This is a genomic window from Bradyrhizobium septentrionale (assembly GCF_011516645.4).
In the GTDB taxonomy this organism is placed as follows: Bacteria; Pseudomonadota; Alphaproteobacteria; order Rhizobiales; family Xanthobacteraceae; genus Bradyrhizobium; species Bradyrhizobium septentrionale.
Window position 1 is genome coordinate 1,692,501 of record NZ_CP088285.1, and the last position, 18,296, is coordinate 1,710,796.

General features: G+C 63.1%; 14 protein-coding genes, 2 tRNA genes, 1 rRNA gene and 1 riboswitch. Of the genes, 9 read left to right on the top strand and 8 right to left on the bottom strand.

What is annotated here, in order from left to right; all coding sequences use genetic code 11:
• Window positions 1-400 precede the first annotated feature (400 nt).
• The 3 genes from HAP48_RS09960 to HAP48_RS09970 all read right to left on the bottom strand — a co-directional run bounded on the left by HAP48_RS09960 (window position 401) and on the right by HAP48_RS09970 (window position 2,289).
• Window positions 401-476, bottom strand: a tRNA-Ala gene (locus HAP48_RS09960).
• Between the two features lie 35 nt (window positions 477-511).
• A tRNA-Ile gene (locus HAP48_RS09965) sits at window positions 512-588 on the bottom strand.
• 210 nt (window positions 589-798) lie between these two features.
• Window positions 799-2,289, bottom strand: a 16S ribosomal RNA gene (locus HAP48_RS09970).
• Window positions 2,290-3,142: 853 nt separating this feature from the next.
• Between HAP48_RS09970 and HAP48_RS09975 the strand changes: the two genes are divergently transcribed.
• The 3 genes from HAP48_RS09975 to HAP48_RS09985 all read left to right on the top strand — a co-directional run bounded on the left by HAP48_RS09975 (window position 3,143) and on the right by HAP48_RS09985 (window position 6,111).
• Window positions 3,143-5,203: a M23 family metallopeptidase gene (locus HAP48_RS09975; protein WP_166213920.1), complete on the top strand. Its 2,061-nt coding sequence runs from the start codon at window positions 3,143-3,145 to the stop codon at window positions 5,201-5,203.
• 183 nt (window positions 5,204-5,386) lie between these two features.
• Window positions 5,387-5,749 (top strand): SPW repeat protein, encoded by a 363-nt coding sequence (locus HAP48_RS09980; RefSeq protein WP_166213919.1) that lies wholly within the window; start codon window positions 5,387-5,389, stop codon window positions 5,747-5,749.
• Window positions 5,750-5,844: 95 nt separating this feature from the next.
• Window positions 5,845-6,111 (top strand): hypothetical protein, encoded by a 267-nt coding sequence (locus HAP48_RS09985; RefSeq protein ID WP_166213918.1) that lies wholly within the window; start codon window positions 5,845-5,847, stop codon window positions 6,109-6,111.
• Between the two features lie 158 nt (window positions 6,112-6,269).
• Here HAP48_RS09985 and clpB read toward each other — a convergent pair whose 3' ends face one another.
• Window positions 6,270-8,921 carry an ATP-dependent chaperone ClpB gene (gene clpB, locus HAP48_RS09990; protein ID WP_166213917.1) on the bottom strand — a complete coding sequence of 884 codons (2,652 nt, stop codon included), beginning with the start codon at window positions 8,919-8,921 and terminating at the stop codon, window positions 6,270-6,272.
• Between the two features lie 191 nt (window positions 8,922-9,112).
• Window positions 9,113-9,676: a helix-turn-helix domain-containing protein gene (locus HAP48_RS09995; protein WP_166213916.1), complete on the bottom strand. Its 564-nt coding sequence runs from the start codon at window positions 9,674-9,676 to the stop codon at window positions 9,113-9,115.
• Between the two features lie 57 nt (window positions 9,677-9,733).
• Between HAP48_RS09995 and HAP48_RS10000 the strand changes: the two genes are divergently transcribed.
• Both HAP48_RS10000 and HAP48_RS10005 read left to right on the top strand, forming a co-directional pair.
• The gene (locus HAP48_RS10000; RefSeq protein WP_166213915.1) at window positions 9,734-10,249 is read left to right on the top strand and encodes a GNAT family N-acetyltransferase; all 516 of its coding nucleotides are present in this window, start codon (window positions 9,734-9,736) and stop codon (window positions 10,247-10,249) included.
• Window positions 10,250-10,305: 56 nt separating this feature from the next.
• Entirely contained in the window at window positions 10,306-11,097 is a 792-nt protein-coding gene (locus tag HAP48_RS10005; protein WP_166213914.1) for an MOSC domain-containing protein, read from the top strand.
• 42 nt (window positions 11,098-11,139) lie between these two features.
• Here the strand turns inward: HAP48_RS10005 and HAP48_RS10010 are convergent, their stop codons facing one another.
• A complete protein-coding gene (locus HAP48_RS10010) occupies window positions 11,140-11,805 on the bottom strand; it encodes a TIGR02594 family protein (protein WP_166213913.1) in 666 nt (221 codons plus the stop codon).
• A gap of 229 nt (window positions 11,806-12,034) precedes the next feature.
• Here HAP48_RS10010 and HAP48_RS10015 point away from each other — a divergent pair, with 229 nt between their 5' ends.
• A complete protein-coding gene (locus HAP48_RS10015) occupies window positions 12,035-12,907 on the top strand; it encodes an alpha/beta fold hydrolase (protein WP_166213912.1) in 873 nt (290 codons plus the stop codon).
• Window positions 12,908-13,039: 132 nt separating this feature from the next.
• Here HAP48_RS10015 and metW read toward each other — a convergent pair whose 3' ends face one another.
• A complete protein-coding gene (metW, locus tag HAP48_RS10020) occupies window positions 13,040-13,702 on the bottom strand; it encodes a methionine biosynthesis protein MetW (protein ID WP_166213911.1) in 663 nt (220 codons plus the stop codon).
• The gene (metX, locus tag HAP48_RS10025; protein ID WP_166213910.1) at window positions 13,699-14,907 is read right to left on the bottom strand and encodes a homoserine O-acetyltransferase MetX; all 1,209 of its coding nucleotides are present in this window, start codon (window positions 14,905-14,907) and stop codon (window positions 13,699-13,701) included. Before metX ends, metW begins: the two co-directional genes overlap by 4 nt.
• Window positions 14,908-14,992: 85 nt before the next feature.
• Window positions 14,993-15,072: riboswitch (SAM riboswitch) on the bottom strand.
• A 174-nt stretch (window positions 15,073-15,246) separates the two neighbouring features.
• Between metX and HAP48_RS10030 the strand changes: the two genes are divergently transcribed.
• Genes HAP48_RS10030 through HAP48_RS10040 form a run of 3 tightly spaced genes read left to right on the top strand, consistent with a single transcriptional unit; the run spans window position 15,247 to window position 18,181 of the window.
• Window positions 15,247-16,110, top strand: a complete 864-nt coding sequence (locus HAP48_RS10030; protein WP_166213909.1) for a chorismate mutase — start codon at window positions 15,247-15,249, stop codon at window positions 16,108-16,110.
• A 36-nt stretch (window positions 16,111-16,146) separates the two neighbouring features.
• The gene (hisC, locus tag HAP48_RS10035; protein ID WP_166213908.1) at window positions 16,147-17,244 is read left to right on the top strand and encodes a histidinol-phosphate transaminase; all 1,098 of its coding nucleotides are present in this window, start codon (window positions 16,147-16,149) and stop codon (window positions 17,242-17,244) included.
• A 4-nt stretch (window positions 17,245-17,248) separates the two neighbouring features.
• Complete coding sequence (locus HAP48_RS10040; protein ID WP_166213907.1) at window positions 17,249-18,181, top strand: prephenate/arogenate dehydrogenase family protein; 933 nt, start codon at window positions 17,249-17,251, stop codon at window positions 18,179-18,181.
• The last annotated feature ends 115 nt before the right edge of the window (window positions 18,182-18,296 follow it).

The window sequence follows — 18,296 nt, forward strand, 5'->3', positions numbered from 1 at the left end:
CATTATCAATGTCCACACACTCGGCAGAATGTTGTCTGTGTAACTGCCACTTAAGGCGCGCATCCTCGATGAATGCGATTGCACAGCCGGACATTGACTAGAAAGACCAGCTTGCTTCGTAAGATCGGCCCGATAGCGAGGCGGTCAAGCTTCGCTAAAAAGATCGTTTTACAACTCGCTCATCCCACTCATCTTGCGATGAACTGCGATGCGCGAGCGCCGAAAACGATCTGGAGATTATGAATGGTACCCGCGAATTGCTCCGCAGATCCAAACTCGGATCGATCTCCTCTTTACGATGTCAGAAAACACGCACGTCACCGTCCATCCGGACCAATGAGTGCGAAGTGATGTTTCGCGGACGATTATGTTCGAGGCACTCTCGAGCTTCAATTCCATCTGGTGGAGCCAGACGGGATCGAACCGACGACCTCATGCTTGCAAAGCACGCGCTCTCCCAGCTGAGCTATGGCCCCGTACCAGAAGACGAATGCTCCGCACTCGATCAAAATGGTGGGCCTGGGAAGACTTGAACTTCCGACCTCACGCTTATCAAGCGCGCGCTCTAACCAACTGAGCTACAAGCCCCTAACACGAGAGGCATGCCGGCGCGCAACCGGCTTGCGCCGGTGCATCGCTCAAGCGCTCAGCCCCTGGCGCGTGTTCGTCCGCGAAGAAAGAGAAACGAAGACGGCGAAATCCCGCCAATGGAGCTCAACAATCCTGAAACTGTTGGCCCCTGAATGTTTCTAAAACGATCCGATAGAACGCGTGAGCGATCTGAAGGATCATCCTTAGAAAGGAGGTGATCCAGCCGCAGGTTCCCCTACGGCTACCTTGTTACGACTTCACCCCAGTCGCTGACCCTACCGTGGCCGGCTGCCTCCCTTGCGGGTTAGCGCACCGTCTTCAGGTAAAACCAACTCCCATGGTGTGACGGGCGGTGTGTACAAGGCCCGGGAACGTATTCACCGTGGCGTGCTGATCCACGATTACTAGCGATTCCAACTTCATGGGCTCGAGTTGCAGAGCCCAATCCGAACTGAGACGGCTTTTTGAGATTTGCGAAGGGTCGCCCCTTAGCATCCCATTGTCACCGCCATTGTAGCACGTGTGTAGCCCAGCCCGTAAGGGCCATGAGGACTTGACGTCATCCCCACCTTCCTCGCGGCTTATCACCGGCAGTCTCCTTAGAGTGCTCAACTAAATGGTAGCAACTAAGGACGGGGGTTGCGCTCGTTGCGGGACTTAACCCAACATCTCACGACACGAGCTGACGACAGCCATGCAGCACCTGTCTCCGGTCCAGCCGAACTGAAGAACTCCGTCTCTGGAGTCCGCGACCGGGATGTCAAGGGCTGGTAAGGTTCTGCGCGTTGCGTCGAATTAAACCACATGCTCCACCGCTTGTGCGGGCCCCCGTCAATTCCTTTGAGTTTTAATCTTGCGACCGTACTCCCCAGGCGGAATGCTTAAAGCGTTAGCTGCGCCACTAGTGAGTAAACCCACTAACGGCTGGCATTCATCGTTTACGGCGTGGACTACCAGGGTATCTAATCCTGTTTGCTCCCCACGCTTTCGTGCCTCAGCGTCAGTATCGGGCCAGTGAGCCGCCTTCGCCACTGGTGTTCTTGCGAATATCTACGAATTTCACCTCTACACTCGCAGTTCCACTCACCTCTCCCGAACTCAAGATCTTCAGTATCAAAGGCAGTTCTGGAGTTGAGCTCCAGGATTTCACCCCTGACTTAAAGACCCGCCTACGCACCCTTTACGCCCAGTGATTCCGAGCAACGCTAGCCCCCTTCGTATTACCGCGGCTGCTGGCACGAAGTTAGCCGGGGCTTATTCTTGCGGTACCGTCATTATCTTCCCGCACAAAAGAGCTTTACAACCCTAGGGCCTTCATCACTCACGCGGCATGGCTGGATCAGGCTTGCGCCCATTGTCCAATATTCCCCACTGCTGCCTCCCGTAGGAGTTTGGGCCGTGTCTCAGTCCCAATGTGGCTGATCATCCTCTCAGACCAGCTACTGATCGTCGCCTTGGTGAGCCATTACCTCACCAACTAGCTAATCAGACGCGGGCCGATCTTTCGGCGATAAATCTTTCCCCGTAAGGGCTTATCCGGTATTAGCACAAGTTTCCCTGTGTTGTTCCGAACCAAAAGGTACGTTCCCACGCGTTACTCACCCGTCTGCCGCTGACATATTGCTATGCCCGCTCGACTTGCATGTGTTAAGCCTGCCGCCAGCGTTCGCTCTGAGCCAGGATCAAACTCTCAAGTTGGACTTGAAACCTTGAACCGGCTGATCACAACGTTTGACGAGGTCCCACCATTCTTCGCCGACCGAAGTCGACGAGCTGTCCGCGATTCACATCGCTGACAACGATGGTGTAACCTTTAAAACGTGTACCGCCGAAGTCTTTCGTCCACTCTCAGAACGTCAAAAGCCGAAGCTTTCGAGTATTCCGAGAGACGCAAGGACTCCGCCGTCCACGTTTCTCTTTCTTCATCTTTACTTGTCAAACAGCCCGGGATCCGATGACCCCACACCCTAGAGGGTGGTTCTACCCTTCAGAAATCGATGGTAAACCCCAACCGATTTATGTCGGCTGTTGTGTCACTCATCGAAGTGAGGAGCATAAAGGGCGCGAATGCTTGCCTTGGCCGGTGGGCCAATGCAGCGCCGCGCTCAGTGGGTGTCTTATAGGCCCGCCCCTTCGGACCTGTCAACACTCATCGTCAAGAAATCGTCGCATGACGACAAACTTTTTTCAGGGGCGGAAAAGTCCCTGATATTTGGGGACCTTGCGCCGCACTAGAGCCACAATCCTGCGACGTTCTGGCTATAAGGTATGCATTGAACCGCTCGAAACCTGTGGGGGCTCGGGTGGTTTTTTCGGGGGACCAGGCGATTTTCTCCAAGAACCCGTCGCCTCTTTCCCTACACGGCCGAGCAACATCGAGAGATCTGCACACCATTGACGTTCGAGATCGCGGCTAGCTAATGGCCATCGGCTTCTCGGCTTTGATGCGTGTGGCTCGCCACACTGCCGGAATTCCTCGTCGAGGAATCGAGGTGGGAACGGGGACGAGCAGAGGTCGATCGCAGTTGCTGGAATTTGGGGGGATACTGGGTTGAGCCAACGGGCGTCACGCGGAAGCGGCATTGGGCGCGAGACCGGGATGATCGATCTCGGTCACGAGCCGCCGCTTTCAGTCGACGGCACCGAGGCTGCGGTGATCGATCGCCGCCGTGTCTCCGTTCAATGGTTCAGCGGCACCATTCTGACTGGTCTATGTGGCGCGGCCCTGATCGGCGGCGCCGTTTTTGCGTCGCTCGATGGCGAGATGACCTTTGCCAAGGTGCCGGAGCGCGTCGAAGGCGCGCTGCGCGGCGCGTTCACCGGCAATGATCGCGTCGTCAGCGTGCACAAGGGCGACCGCCTGCCGCCACCCAGCGAATCTTCCGCCTCCCGCAGCCTGGTGCGCGTATCGACCGTAACCCGCGTCGGCAATCGCGACGTGATGCGGGTGCGGCCCTTCATCCGCATTTCCGGCAATCTCTCGATGACCACGAGCGATCTGTCGGCAAAAATACCTGCGTTCAACGCGCAACGTCTTCTGACCGATGTCGGCTCAGACACGCCGGCGGCGACCGAGGATCCGAATGCGGCGGCCGAGCCCGACGCCGAGGTCTCGTTCGTCACCAAGGATCTGGCATCCGTGCTGCCGAAAGCGAAGCTCGCCGCCGTCGTCGCGCTCGATGACATCCTGATGCGGGTCCGCGACGCCGCCAATTGGCGCGGCTCCGGCAACTCAGTGCGCTACGCCTCACTCGCCAATGCCGCCGCCGACGCGACCGGCGCCGGGCCCGACATGAGGATGGCCTACGCCACCGAGGGCAACGCCCCCGATCCCTATGCGGGCTTCGAGACCCGTGTAGTGCCGGAAAACGTCACCCTGCTGCCGAAGACCAAGGAGCAGGTTACCGGCGGCAATCCGATCGGTGAACGGGTTCACCTCGTCAAGAAGGGCGACAGCATCACCTCGATCCTGCGCGATCAGGGCGCAACGGCGGACGAGGCGAAGGCGATTGCGGCTACGCTCGGCCCGCGCGGCCGCGACGGCGGCCTGAAGGAAGGCCAGAAGGTGCGAATCCTGATGGCGCCGGCAACTCCCGGACCGAATGTCAGGCTGCAGCCCTATCGCGTCATCGTCGCCAACGAATCCGCCGTCGAGGCCGTCGCCGCACTGTCCGATATCGGCAAATACGTCGCCGTCGACGTGCAGAGCATGAACACCACGACCGATACCGCCGACAATTCCAGCGACGACGACGAGGATGATGGCAGCGGCGTGCGACTCTATCAGAGCATTTACGAGACCGCGCTGCGCAACAAGGTGCCGCCGACCGTGATCGACGACATGGTCAAGATCTACTCCTACGACGTCGATTTCCAGCGCAAGGTGCAGCCCGGCGATTCCTTCGACGTGTACTATGCCGGCGAGGACGAGGGCGTCACCAGCACCGAAAAGACCGAAGTGCTCTACGCCGCGCTGACCGTGGGCGGCGAAACCAAGAAATACTACCGCTTCCAGAGCTCCGACGACGGCGTCGTCGACTACTACGACGAGACCGGCAAGAGCGCGAAGAAGTTCCTGGTGCGCAAGCCGGTCAACACCGCGATCATGCGTTCGGGCTTCGGCGGCCGCCGCCATCCGATCCTCGGTTACGTGAGAATGCACACCGGCGTCGACTGGGCCACCGCCTACGGCACGCCGATCTTCGCTTCCGGCAACGGCGTGCTGGAGAAGGTCGGGTACGAGGGCGGTTACGGCAAATATATCCGCATGAAGCACTCCAACGGCTACGAGACGGGCTATGGCCATATGTCGGCCTTCGCCAAGGGCATGGAGGCCGGCAAGAAGGTGCGGCAGGGCCAAGTGATCGGCTTCGTCGGTTCGACCGGCGCATCGACCGGCCCCCACGTCCATTACGAAATCCTGGTCAACGGCCGATTTGTCGATCCGTTGCGCGTGAAACTGCCGCGCGGCCGCTCGCTCGAAGGCCCGATGCTGGCGAATTTCGAGAAGGAGCGCGACCGAATCGAAGCCCAGATGTCGAGCCGCGGCAGCGCCCGCATCGTCTCGGACGCCACCAGCTCGACGTCGCAGACGCGCTCCACCAACCGCTGATGATGCAAGAGGCCGGCCCGTCCGGCCGCGCAGATCCTGCGAAACGCTGTAGGCGCAGATCAGATGCGATGCCGTTTCCAGGCCGTCACGCCGCCGGTTTCATCAAATTTCGCACCGCAATACGGGAACCCAAACGGCGATCATCCAGTTGATTCGTCAGTGAAACCTCCAATGGAGGGTGTCATGGAGAACTGGACGAACGCAAAACTGTGTGACGTCGCAAACCTGATCCTCGGCACGATTCTCTTCCTGTCGCCGTGGCTGTTCAAGTTCGACGCCGGAACGGTTTCCACCAACGCCCACATGGTCGGCCTCACGATGGCGATCCTTGCGATCGCCGCGCTCGCGGCATTCGCGGTCTGGGAGGAGTGGCTGAACCTCATCGTCGGGCTTTGGGCAATGGTCTCGCCCTGGGTCCTTGGTTTCCAGGGAATGACCACCGCGACGACCGTGCACGTGGTGATCGGCATCGCCGTCGCAATCCTTGCGGCGATCGAGCTCTGGGTAATGTCCCAGCATCCGCCACGGCTCACAACGCACAGCTGAGGCCTTGACCTGAAGCGTCCCCACCCGCTGGCGCGGATCGCCGGCGGGCAGGGATTCGGTTGTGCTCAACGAAGATATGCACAAGGATTTGCGCCATGACCCCGCTCACCCGCGACGACGTGCTGAAGGCCGTCGGCCACGCCGACGACGTCACGATTGCCAGGATCATTGCATCGGGAGCAACCATCACCGAGCTTGCCGAGGCGCAGGCCTGGCTCGCCAATGACGAGCCGCTGATCAATGCCGGCAAGCCGCTGGCCACCGGCCGCGCCCGCGACCTGGTCGACATCCTGTCCGAGCTCGATTCCAGCGAGGACGACGAGCCAGGCGGCCCTTCGCCGCCGATCGTCCCGCAGGAGTGATCCGCAAACCAAATCCTCCCCGCGATCTGCGGGGAGGATTTTTTATTGTTGAGCCGTTAGAGCGTTTTCGAGCGAAGTGGCTACCGGTTCGCGTGAAGAAAACGCGTCAAAACAAGAATCTAGAGCCCCGTTCCGATTCCATCGGAACGGGAAAGGCTCTAGTTCAGCTTGCGCTTCGAGACCGGGGCCTCGAACTGCACGATCTCGGCGGTTTTGGGCACCTGGCCATTGAAGGTCAGCACGTTGCCCTTCTCCGAAATCTTGACGTGATCGCCGTCCTTGACCTCGCCGGCGAGGATCATCTCGGCCAGCGGGTCCTGCACGCTGCGCTGGATCACCCGCTTCAACGGACGGGCACCGTAAGCCGGATCCCAGCCCTTCTCGGCGAGCCAATCCCGCGCCTTCGCGTCGAGCGTGAGCTCGATCTTGCGATCCTCGAGCAGCTTGCGCAGCCGCGCGAACTGGATCTCGACGATGCGGCCCATCTCGCTCTTCTGGAGGCGGTGGAACAGGATGATCTCGTCGATGCGGTTCAGGAATTCAGGCCTGAAATGCGCCCGTACGACGCCCATCACCAGGTCGCGAACTGCCGCGGTGTCCTCGCCTTCCGGCTGATTCACCAGGAATTCCGAACCGAGGTTCGAGGTCATGATGATCAGCGTGTTGCGGAAGTCGACGGTGCGGCCCTGACCATCGGTCAGCCGGCCGTCATCGAGCACCTGCAACAGCACGTTGAAGACGTCGGGATGCGCCTTCTCGATCTCGTCGAACAGCACGACCTGGTAGGGCCGGCGCCGCACGGCTTCGGTCAGGGCACCGCCCTCGTCGTAGCCGACATAGCCGGGAGGCGCGCCGATCAGCCGCGAGACCGAGTGCTTCTCCATGAACTCGGACATGTCGAGGCGGACCATCGCGGTCTCGTCGTTGAACAGGTCAGCGGCGAGCGCCTTGGTCAGCTCGGTCTTGCCGACGCCGGTGGGGCCCAAGAACATGAACGAGCCGGTCGGCCGGTTCGGGTCCTGCAGGCCCGCGCGGGCACGGCGCACCGCGGTTGCCACCGCGCGCACCGCTTCGGCCTGGCCGACGACGCGCTTGGCAAGACTGTCCTCCATCTTCAGGAGCTTGTCCTTTTCGCCCTCGAGCATCTTGTCGACCGGAACGCCGGTCCAGCGCGAGACGACCTGCGCGATGTGGTTGGCGGTCACCGCCTCCTCCATCATCTCGCCGCCGTTTGGCTTGCTGCTTTCGGCTGCCTCGATGTCGGCGAGTTTCCTTTCCAGTTCGGGGATCCGGCCATAGGCCAGCTCGCCCGCCTTCTGGAATTCGCCACGACGCTGTGCATTGGCAAGCTCGACGCGGAGTGCATCGAGTTCGCTCTTCAGCTTCTGGGCATTGGAGAGCTTGTTCTTCTCCGCGCTCCAGCGCGCCGTCAGCGCCACCGACCTCTCCTCGAGCCCGGCGAGTTCCTTCTCCAGCGTCTGCAGGCGGCTTTTCGAGCCGGCATCGTTCTCCTTCTTCAGCGCCTCCTGCTCGATCTTCAGCCGGATGATGTCGCGATCCAGCGAATCGAGCTCTTCGGGCTTGGAATCGACCTGCATCTTCAGCCGCGCCGCCGCCTCGTCCATCAGATCGATGGCCTTGTCGGGCAGGAAACGGTCGGTGATGTAGCGGTTCGACAGCGTGGTCGCAGCCACCAGCGCGGAGTCGGTGATGCGCACGCCGTGATGCTGCTCGTATTTGTCCTTCAGGCCGCGCAGGATCGAGATGGTGTCCTCGACCGTCGGCTCGCTGACATAGATCGGCTGGAACCGGCGGGCCAGCGCGGCATCCTTCTCGACATGCTTGCGGTACTCGTCGAGCGTGGTCGCACCGATACAGTGCAACTCGCCGCGCGCGAGCGCAGGTTTCAACAGATTGGACGCGTCCATCGCGCCGTCGGCCTTGCCGGCGCCGATCAGCGTGTGCATCTCGTCGATGAACAGGATGATGCCGCCCTCGGCGGACGAGACCTCCTGCAAGACGGATTTCAGCCGCTCCTCGAACTCGCCGCGATATTTCGCGCCGGCGATCAGGGCGCCCATGTCGAGTGACAGCAGCTTCTTGTCCTTCAGACTCTCCGGCACGTCGCCATTGAGGATGCGCAGCGCCAGGCCCTCGACGATCGCGGTCTTGCCGACGCCGGGCTCACCGATCAGGACGGGATTATTCTTGGTCCGTCGCGACAGCACCTGGATGGTACGGCGGATCTCCTCGTCACGGCCGATCACCGGATCGAGCTTGCCGTCGCGCGCCGCCTGGGTCAGGTCGCGGGCATATTTCTTCAGCGCGTCATAGGCGTTCTCGGCGGTCGCGCTGTCGGCAGTGCGGCCCTTGCGCAGCGCTTCGATCGCCGCGTTCAGGTTCTGCGCCGTGACGCCGCCCTTGCTCAGGATAGAGGCCGCCTCGCTGCCTTTCTCGAGCGTGAGCCCGAGCAGCAGCCGCTCGACGGTGACAAAACTGTCGCCGGCCTTTTCGGCGGCCCTTTCCGCCGCGTCGAAGGCACGCGCCAGCTCCGGGGACAGGTAGACCTGCCCGGCACCGTTGCCCGAGACTTTCGGAAGCTTGTTCAACGCCTCTTCGGTCGCCTTCAGGATCGCTCTGGAATTGCCGCCTGCACGGTCGATCAGACCTCCGGCGAGCCCCTCATTGTCGTCAAGCAGCGCCTTCAACAGATGCAACGGCGAGAACTGCTGGTGACCGTCGCGCATTGCGAGCGACTGGGCAGACTGGATGAATCCGCGCGAGCGCTCGGTGTACTTCTCAATGTTCATTCGTTTTCCCTCGGCCTGCCATCGTCACCCATTCAGGCATGACAACAGCATCTTCATTGGGTTTCCGCGGGCCGCGTTGACGTTCCTCAACCAGCCTCTGGTCGTCGCCATCATTTTTCAGGCTTGCCGCAGATGTGGGCACTTGGTTCCAAAACGGAAGAGCCACAATCTGCGATTTCACCCGATCGAGCTCAGCGCCGCACGATGGCGACAAGGTAGCGGCAGGGCTGAGCAGTTTCGTTACGGAAGACGATGTCCGACGGCGGGCCGAGCTCGACGCGGTCACCCGCAGCGAGTTCGTGGCGGACCGCCCCTTCCATCAAGGTGAGGCGGCCGCTGATCACCCAGACCACTTGGCGGACCAGATGATAGGCGCTGGCGGGGAAGCCGGCTTCCTGCCGGGCCGGCAGCTCGATCTCCACCAGTTCCAGCGGATTGGCCGGATGCAGGAACACCTGCCGCCGCAGATAGGCCGCCTTCGGATCGCGCCACACCGGCTGATCCTTGGCCCGCTGCAGGCGGGAACCGTCTGACGCAACCTCGAACAGCGCGGCCATGGTCAGGCCATAGGCCGTGGCAATCCGCGACAGCGTCGCCGCCGTCGGGCTTGCCTCCGCCCGCTCGATCTTGCTCAGCATGGCCTTGGACACGCCTGCCCGCCCGGCGAGTTCCGCCAGCGACCAGCCGCGGCCCTCCCGTTCGGCGCGAACCCGCCGCCCGAGAGCATCATCGGCTTTGTCCTCTATAATTGACATAGCGTCTTATATAGTGGACAACCGGGGTTGTTCAAGAGGCCCGTCGAGGAACCGTCAATGATCATCCGCCCCGCCACCGAGCAGGACATTCCTGCGATCACCGCGATCTTCAACGAGGCGGTCGCCAACTCGAGCGCGATCTGGACTGAGAAGCAGGACACCGACGCCGAGCGGCTGGCCTGGATGAAGGCGCGGCAGGCGTTGGGTTATCCGGTGCTGGTGGCCGTCGACGGGACGACGGTGCTCGGCTACGGCACGTTCGGCGATTTCCGGGCCTTTCCCGGCTATCGCTACAGCGTCGAACACAGCATCTATATCCACGCCGATCATCGCGGCCGCGGCCTTGGCCGCGTCATCATCGACGAGCTCGTCGCAGCAGCCACCGCGCTCGGCAAGCACGTCATGATCGCCGGCATCGACGGCGGCAATCAAGCCTCGCTGCGGCTGCATGCGCAGGCCGGCTTTGTCGAGGTTGCCCGGATGCCCGAGGTCGGACGCAAGTTCGGCCGCTGGCTCGATCTGGTGTTCATGCAGCGCGTGCTGGATGAGGCGGGCGCGGCGCGGCCTGACTAGCTGCCTTACTGTTGGCGGCGGTTCTCCTCGCCCGCCAAACAGGCTAGAGCGGGCGGATGGACACTACGCACGCTTCCTCCGCCAGGATCACCGGCATCTATCGCTACCCGGTCAAGGGCCTCACGCCCGAGCCCCTGCCCCGCGCAGAACTCAAGGTCGGCCAGACGCTGCGCTCGGATCGCCGCTACGCGATCGAGAACGGCCCGAGCGGTTTCGATCCGTCGGCGCCGAAATGGCTGCCGAAGCCGCATTTCCTGATGCTGCAGCGGGACGAATGGCTGGCGCCGCTGCGCACCCATTTCGACGACGACAGCCATGTGCTGACGCTGCGCCGCGATGGCGCGATGCTGGCGCAGGGCGATCTCGAGACCGAAGCAGGGCGCGCGGCGATCGAGCGCTATTTCGCTGATCGTCATGCCGGCCAGATCAAGGGACCGCCGAAGGTGCTGGTCAGTCCCGGGCACAGTTTTTCCGACGTGCCGCGCAAGGTGGTCTCGATCATCAACCTGGCGAGCCTGCGGGCGATCGAGGACATGGTGCAGGCGCCGGTCCATCCGTTGCGCTTCCGCGCCAACCTCTATGTCGAGGGCTGGCCGGCCTGGCACGAAGCCAACCTGCTCGACCAGACCATTGCGATCGGCAGCGCACGGGCCCAGGTGGTGAAGCGCATCACCCGCTGTGCCGCAGTCAATGTCGATCCCGAGACCGGCGTGCGCGACCTCTCGGTCCCGAACACGCTGATGCAGCGCTTCGGCAACAATGAATGCGGCATCTACGCCGAGATCATCGCTGACGGGGATGCGGCCGTCGGCGACACGATTGCCGCCGAACAGCCGATGGCATCGTAGGCTGGGCAAGGCGCGCGTGCGCCGTGCCCAGCTTTCGACGGATCAGTTGGTCGGCATCACATAGGCGTAGATCCGGCCGCGCGACACCGGCGCCTCGCGGACGCGATGGCCGCTGTTGCCCGAGATCATGATCGGATTGCCCTTGGCATCGACGCCGGTGATGATGCCGACATGACCGCCGCCACGGCGGCTCATCACGGCGATGGCGCCGACTTGCGGCCCGGAAACGCGCTCACCGTATTTGGCGAACGAACTCGCCATGTCGGAACCGGTGCCGCGATGGCCGGTGTGCTGCAGCACCATGTTCATGAAGCGCGCGCACCACAGGCTACGGCGGTCGGTCGGATTGCCGCCGAGATAGCGGCGCGCCTCGGCGACGAGGCCCGACGAGCCGAAGCCGCTCTCAGCACTCACACCACCGGTGTTGGGCACGGCTTCAGCGCCGCCCGGCAACACGGACGCATTGGCCTCGGCGAAACCACCCGCCTGCATCTGTGCGCGGCGCTCGGCGCGCGACAGCCGCGCGGTGTGGCGATAGTGATTTCGGGCGTAGTGGCGCGCGTGATGGCCGGCATGGGCCGAATGCGCGTGACGCGAATGATGCGGACGGGCGGACGCCGGAGCGGCGGAGATCACGGCGAGCGTGAGCGAACACAGAGCCAGCGCCAAAACACGAAGCGACCGGCGATACGCAAGCAACTGAACCATACTTCTCGAGATCCTCTGTAACACCCCCGATTCCCCATCGCGTTCCCTTGGGAACGCGGCGGTGGTTTTGAAATTCGGGATGTGGCGAGAGGAGGATTTCATGCGGCGCTGCGAAAACGATTTCTGGGTCATTCCGCGCAAACTCCATGACCAAAATAATCGGAGCTGCCGCATTGCGGCCCCGAAAATTAATTGCAAATCTGAGCCGGCCAACGAGAGGAGAATTTCAATGCCCCACGCCGTCACGAAAGATAATGTCCGCCTGCATTTCGAAGAGGCAGGCAGTGGCACCCCGATCATCTTCCTGCACGAGTTCGCCGCGGACCACACCAATTGGGAACCGCAGATGCGCTACTTCTCGCGCGGCCATCGCTGCGTCGCCTATTCCGCACGCGGCTACACGCCGTCGGACGTGCCGCCGTCTGCCGACGTCTACACCTACAAGCATTTCTATACCGACGCGCTTGCGGTGCTGGACCACCTCGACATCGCGAAGGCCCATTTCATCGGCTTGTCGATGGGCTCCTATTCGTCGCTACAGGTCGCCCTCAACGCGCCGGAGCGCGTGCTGTCGATGACGCTCGCCGCCGTCGGCTCCGGCTCGAGCCTCGAGAATCTCGAAACCTTCCGCGCGCAGTGCCGCGCCAATGCCGAGCAATATGACACCATCGGCTCGGTCGAGGTCGCCGAGGTCACGCGCGAGGCGCCGAGCCGGATTCCGTTCCTGGTGAAGGACCCGCGCGGCCACGCCGATTTCTACGCTGCGCTCGCCCGCCATGATGCGAAGGGCTCGGCCAACACGATGCGCAGCTTCCAGGGTGGCAGGCCTTCGATCTACACCATGACCGAGGCCATCAAGCGCGTGGTAACGCCGGCGCTGATCGTGTGCGGCGACGAGGACGACAATTGCATCGCGCCCAGCATGTTCCTGAAGCAGCATCTGCCGGCCGCCGGCCTGTCGTTCTTCCCGAAGTCGGGTCACGTGCTCAACCTCGAGGAACCGGCGCTGTTCAACGAAATGGTGGAGCGCTTCATCGCGCTGGTCGAGGCGGGCCGCTGGCCGGTGCGCGATCCGAGATCGCTGGTGGCGGCGCCGGTGTAACCTGCTGTCATTCCGGGGCTCGCGAAGCGAGAACCCGGAATCCATTGGGCCGCAGACTTCGTGGATGAATGGATTCCGGGTTCGATGCTGCGCATCGCCCCGGAATGACGACAGTGGTTGGTTACGCAGCTGCTACTTTCCCCCGCCCCGGCTGAGCAGGAACACGCCCTGCTCGCCGAACATGTTCCACACCCACCAGGGCAGATTGAGCGGCACCGGGCGGCCGTAGAGATCGAGCGCCACCGCACGCTCCATCTTGACGTTGATCTCGTCGCAGAGCTGCACGAAATCCTTGATGGTGCAGAAATGGATGTTTGATGTGTCGTACCAGCTGGCCGGCAAATTCTCGGTGCGTGGCATGTGGCCGCCGATCAGAAGCTGCAGCCGCATCTTCCAGAAGCCGAAATTCGGGAATGAGACGATTGCGCGCTGGCCGATGCGCAACAGATTCTCCAGCACCACCTTCGGCTGCCGCGTCGCCTGCAGCGTTTGCGACAGGATCACGTAGTCGAACGCGTCATCGGGGTAGTTGACGAGGTCGGTGTCGGCGTCGCCCTGCACCACCGCGAGCCCCTTGGCGACGCAGCCATTGACACCCTCGCGCGACAGCTCGATGCCGCGGCCGTCGATGCCGCGGCTCTCCAGCAGCTGCAGCAATTCGCCGTCGCCGCAGCCGACATCGAGCACGCGCGAGCCCGGCCGCACCATGTCGGCGACCAGCAGATGGTCGGTGCGATAGCTGCCGGTTCGCTCGGGCGCGACGCCCGGCAACGGCAATGTCTGCTGCATGCTCATGATTGGCCGCCGCCGCCGTTCAGTCCGCGCGCCTTGCCTGCGGCCTGCAGGAAGGCGCGGGAGATCTCCAGGAATTCGGGCACGTCGAGCAGGAAGGCGTCATGGCCGCGATCGGTTTCGATCTCGGCGAACGACACCCGCGCGCTCGACGCATTCAGCGCGTGCACCAGCGCACGCGATTCCGAGGTCGGAAACAGCCAGTCGCTGGTGAACGACACCACGCAGAACCGAGTCTTGATGCCGGCGAACGCCTTCGCCAGCACGCCGTCATGGTCGCCGGCGATGTCGAAATAGTCCATCGCGCGGGTTAGATAGAGATAGGAGTTGGCGTCGAAGCGCTCGACAAAGGACGAGCCCTGGTAGCGCAGATAGCTCTCGACCTGGAAATCCGCATCGAACGAGAAGGTCGGCAGTTCGCGGTCCTGCATCCGCCGCCCGAACTTGCGGTGCAGCGCGGCGTCCGACAGATAGGTGATGTGCGCGGCCATCCGCGCCACCGCCAATCCGCGATGCGGATGGGTGTCCTCGTCGACATAGCGGCCGCCGCGCCAGTCCGGATCGGCCATCACGGCCTGGCGGCCGAGCTCGTGGAACGCGATGTTCTGCGCCGAGTGGCGCGTCGAGCAGGCGATCGCGAGCGTCGAGAACACGCGGTCGGGATAGGCTGCGGTCCATTGCAGCACCTGCATGCCGCCCATAGAGCCGCCGACCACGCAGAACAGCGTGGCGATGCCGAGCCGATCGATCAGCATCGCCTGCGCACGCACCATGTCGGGGATCGTGATGATCGGGAAATCCAGCCCCCACACCTTGCCGGTCGCAGGATTCAGCGACGCCGGCCCGGTCGAGCCCATGCAGCCGCCGATCACGTTGGAGCAGATGATGAAGTATTTTTCGGGATCGATCGGCTTGCCGGCGCCGACCATGGTGTCCCACCAGCCGGGCTTGCCGGTGACCGGATGGGTGTTGTTGACGTGCTGATCGCCGGTCAGCGCGTGGCAAACCAGGATCGCATTGGAGCGGTCGGCATTGAGCTCGCCATAGGTCTGGTAGGCGATCTGGAATGGCGCGAGATCGATGCCGCAATCGAGCTTCAGCGGCTGGTCCATCCCAAACTTCGCCAGCAATGACGACGGATGATCGGCCTCATGGGCGCGATCATCGCTCTGGGTTTGTGGGCTCGATATCGGACGCACATTGCTCATCTAGGCGACCCTGCCTCCGCGCGGGAGGGCTCCACGGACCTCAGGCCAATAAAAAACCCGGCCTGAACAAAGGTTCGGCCGGGAGCTGATAAGGTCCCCGGCCTGTTTAGCGAGTTGTTTAACGTGGCTGCAAGCCGGCCGGCTCAAATGACCACGGGACGCAGGGAAGGTAGTCCCCGGCTCCCCCGCCGTCAAGGCAGCCAAATCCCCGCCCAATTGGTTAACCGAATGCGCAAGGCACGCCTGCGACGTTTCTCTTTGCTTTCGGTGGCTGTCTTTTCTAATCAGGGACCCTGTCTGACGCGGCATCGGGCCGTGCGGACGACAAGGTCTTAGAGCATGTCCAAGCCACCCCCGTCGCCGCCCTCGCTGCAGGAGCTGCGCAAGGAGATCGATGCGATCGACGAGCAGGTTCACCGCCTGTTGATGGCGCGCGGCGACATCATCGACCGCCTGATCCAGGTCAAGAAGACCCAGGAGGTCGGCTCGGCGTTCCGTCCGGCGCGCGAGGCCAGCATGATGCGCGAGCTGGTGCAGCGCCATCGCGGCATCCTGCCGCTCGACACCATCGAGAGCATCTGGCGCGTCATCATCTCGACCTTCACTTATGTTCAGGCGCCGTTCGCGGTGCATGCCGATGTTTCCGTCGGCGAGTCCGCCATGCGCGACTCGGCGCGGTTTCACTTCGGCTTCGTGGTGCCCTACGTCTCGCATTTCAGCGCGCAGGCCGCGGTCGAAGCGGTGGCGAAATCGAAGGGCGACCTCGCACTGGTCTCGGCGATCGCGAGCCGCACGCCATGGTGGAACGCGCTGGAAGCCGATGGCGCGCCGAAGATCATCGCACGGCTGCCGTTCCTCGAACGCGCCGATCATCCGGCCGCGCTGCCGGTGTTCGTGATCTCGCGGGTCGCCGACGACGCCATGGTGACCGAGGTCGAGATGTGGAGCGTGCGCGTCTCCGGCTGGAACGCCGATGTCGCACGCGCTTTGGCGCCGCTCGCCGAGATCGTCGCGGTCCCCGACACCGCCTTCGACGGCGCGGCGCTGCTGGTCTCGGTCGCCGGGCAAGACCTTAAGAACAAGGGGTTCGAGAAGATCAAGTTCGCGCTGATCGAGGCCGGCGCCTCGGTCCGCTCTTCGGCCCTCGTCGGCAGCCACGCAACGCGCTATACGGTGCCCACTAACGGGTCGGCCAGGACCTGAAGTAAGAGCTAGCCGCCTGTAGATCCGGAGTTGATGATGTCCCGCCCCGTGCCGAACCCCGGCATTCTCGATATTGCGCCCTATACGCCCGGCAAGAGCCCGGTGCCGGAACCGGGCCGCAAGGTGTTCAAGCTGTCCGCCAACGAGACGCCGTTCGGGCCGTCGCCGAAGGCGATCGCGGCCTACAAGCAGGCGGCCGACCATCTCGAGGACTATCCGGAGGGCACCTCGCGCGTGCTGCGCGAGGCGATCGGCCGCGCCTATGGCCTCGATCCTGACCGCATCATCTGCGGCGCCGGCTCCGACGAGATCCTCAATCTGCTGGCGCACACCTATCTCGCCCCCGGCGACGAGGCGATCTCGACCACCCATGGCTTCCTGGTCTACCCGATCGCCACCATGGCGAACGGCGCCAGGAACGTGATCGCGGCCGAGACCAATTTCACGGCTGACGTCGACGCCATTCTCAAGGTGGTGACGCCGCGCACAAAGCTGGTCTGGCTCGCCAATCCGAACAATCCGACCGGCACCTATATCCCATTCGACGAGGTCAAGCGCCTGCGCACCGCCCTGCCGTCGCATGTGCTGCTGGTGCTCGACGCTGCCTATGCCGATTACGTCTCGCGCAACGACTACGAGCTCGGCATCGAGCTGGTCGCAACCACGGACAATACGGTGGTGACACACACCTTCTCCAAGATCCACGGCCTTGCCGCGCTGCGGATCGGCTGGATGTTCGGCCCGGCGCATATCGTCGATGCCTGCAACCGCATCCGCGGCCCGTTCAACGTCACGACGCCGGCGATGCTGGCGGCAGTGGCGGCGATCGAGGACTCGGCGCATGTGCAGATGTCGCGGACCCACACCGAACAGTGGCGCAACTGGCTGACCGAGGAGATCGGCAAGCTCGGATTGAAGGTGACGCCGAGCGTCGCCAATTTCGTGCTGATCCATTTCCCGACCGACAAGGGCAGGACCGCGGCGGAAGCCGACGCCTATCTCACAAGGCGCGGCCTCGTGCTGCGCGCGCTCAACAATTACAAGCTGCCGCATGCGCTGCGCATGACCATTGGCACCGAGGAAGCCAACCGCCTCGTGGTCGAGGGACTGCGCGACTTCCTGGCCGGAAAGTGACATCGTGACCACTGCTCCGCTCTTCAACCGCATCGCACTGATCGGCTTCGGCCTGATCGGCGGCTCGATCGCGCGCGGCGCCCGCGCGCAAGGATTGGTCGGCGAGATCGTGACCACCGCGCGCTCGGGGAAGACGCGCGCGCGCGTCGCCGAGCTCGGCATCGTCGATCGCGTCGTCGAAACCAATGTCGAGGCTGTCAAGGATGCCGATCTCGTCATTCTCTGCATCCCGGTCGGCGCCTGCGGCCCGGTCGCGGCCGAGATCGCTGGTCATCTGAAGCCCGGCGCCATCATCTCCGACGTCGGTTCGGTGAAGGGCGCGGTCGTCAAGGACATGGCGCCGCATCTGCCTGGCGGCGTGCACTTCGTGCCGGCGCATCCGGTGGCCGGCACCGAGCATTCGGGGCCGGATTCCGGCTTCGCCGAGCTCTTCATCAACCGCTGGTGCATCCTGACCCCGCCCGAAGGCACCGATCCCGCCGCAACCGACCGGCTGCGCGCCTTCTGGGCCGCGCTCGGTGCCAAGGTCGAGATCATGACGCCGGATCATCATGACCTCGTGCTCGCGATCACCAGCCATCTGCCGCATCTGATCGCCTACACCATCGTCGGCACCGCCGACGAGCTGGCGCAGGTGACGGAATCCGAGGTCATCAAGTTCTCTGCCGGCGGCTTCCGCGACTTCACCCGCATCGCGGCGTCCGACCCGACGATGTGGCGCGACGTGTTCCTCGCCAACAAGGACGCCGTGCTCGAAATGCTCGGCACCTTCACCGAAGATTTGTCGAAGCTGACACGTGCGATCCGGCGCGGCGACGGCGAAGCGCTGTTCGACCACTTCACCCGCACCCGCGCCATCCGCCGCGGCATCGTCGAGACCGGCCAGGATTCCGCGGCGCCGGATTTCGGCCGGCCGCATGCGAATTTGAAGAAGTAGGCGGCCAACTTCCATCGCATACTCGCTGTCGTCCCGGCGAAGGCCGGGACCCATAACCACAGGATTGGATTGGTGAGGAAAGCTGTGGCCCCAGCGTCGCGCAACAATCACCTAC

What these genes read in the sequence shown, in the direction of transcription:
- HAP48_RS09980 (WP_166213919.1), top strand. Translation starts at nt 5,387, where the DNA reads ATGGAGAACTGGACGAACGCAAAACTGTGTGACGTCGCAAACCTGATC.
- HAP48_RS09985 (WP_166213918.1), top strand. Translation starts at nt 5,845, where the DNA reads ATGACCCCGCTCACCCGCGACGACGTGCTGAAGGCCGTCGGCCACGCC.
- clpB (WP_166213917.1), bottom strand. Translation starts at nt 8,921, where the DNA reads ATGAACATTGAGAAGTACACCGAGCGCTCGCGCGGATTCATCCAGTCT.
- HAP48_RS09995 (WP_166213916.1), bottom strand. Translation starts at nt 9,676, where the DNA reads ATGTCAATTATAGAGGACAAAGCCGATGATGCTCTCGGGCGGCGGGTT.
- HAP48_RS10000 (WP_166213915.1), top strand. Translation starts at nt 9,734, where the DNA reads ATGATCATCCGCCCCGCCACCGAGCAGGACATTCCTGCGATCACCGCG.
- HAP48_RS10005 (WP_166213914.1), top strand. Translation starts at nt 10,306, where the DNA reads ATGGACACTACGCACGCTTCCTCCGCCAGGATCACCGGCATCTATCGC.
- HAP48_RS10010 (WP_166213913.1), bottom strand. Translation starts at nt 11,805, where the DNA reads ATGGTTCAGTTGCTTGCGTATCGCCGGTCGCTTCGTGTTTTGGCGCTG.
- HAP48_RS10015 (WP_166213912.1), top strand. Translation starts at nt 12,035, where the DNA reads ATGCCCCACGCCGTCACGAAAGATAATGTCCGCCTGCATTTCGAAGAG.
- metW (WP_166213911.1), bottom strand. Translation starts at nt 13,702, where the DNA reads ATGAGCATGCAGCAGACATTGCCGTTGCCGGGCGTCGCGCCCGAGCGA.
- metX (WP_166213910.1), bottom strand. Translation starts at nt 14,907, where the DNA reads ATGAGCAATGTGCGTCCGATATCGAGCCCACAAACCCAGAGCGATGAT.
- HAP48_RS10030 (WP_166213909.1), top strand. Translation starts at nt 15,247, where the DNA reads ATGTCCAAGCCACCCCCGTCGCCGCCCTCGCTGCAGGAGCTGCGCAAG.
- hisC (WP_166213908.1), top strand. Translation starts at nt 16,147, where the DNA reads ATGTCCCGCCCCGTGCCGAACCCCGGCATTCTCGATATTGCGCCCTAT.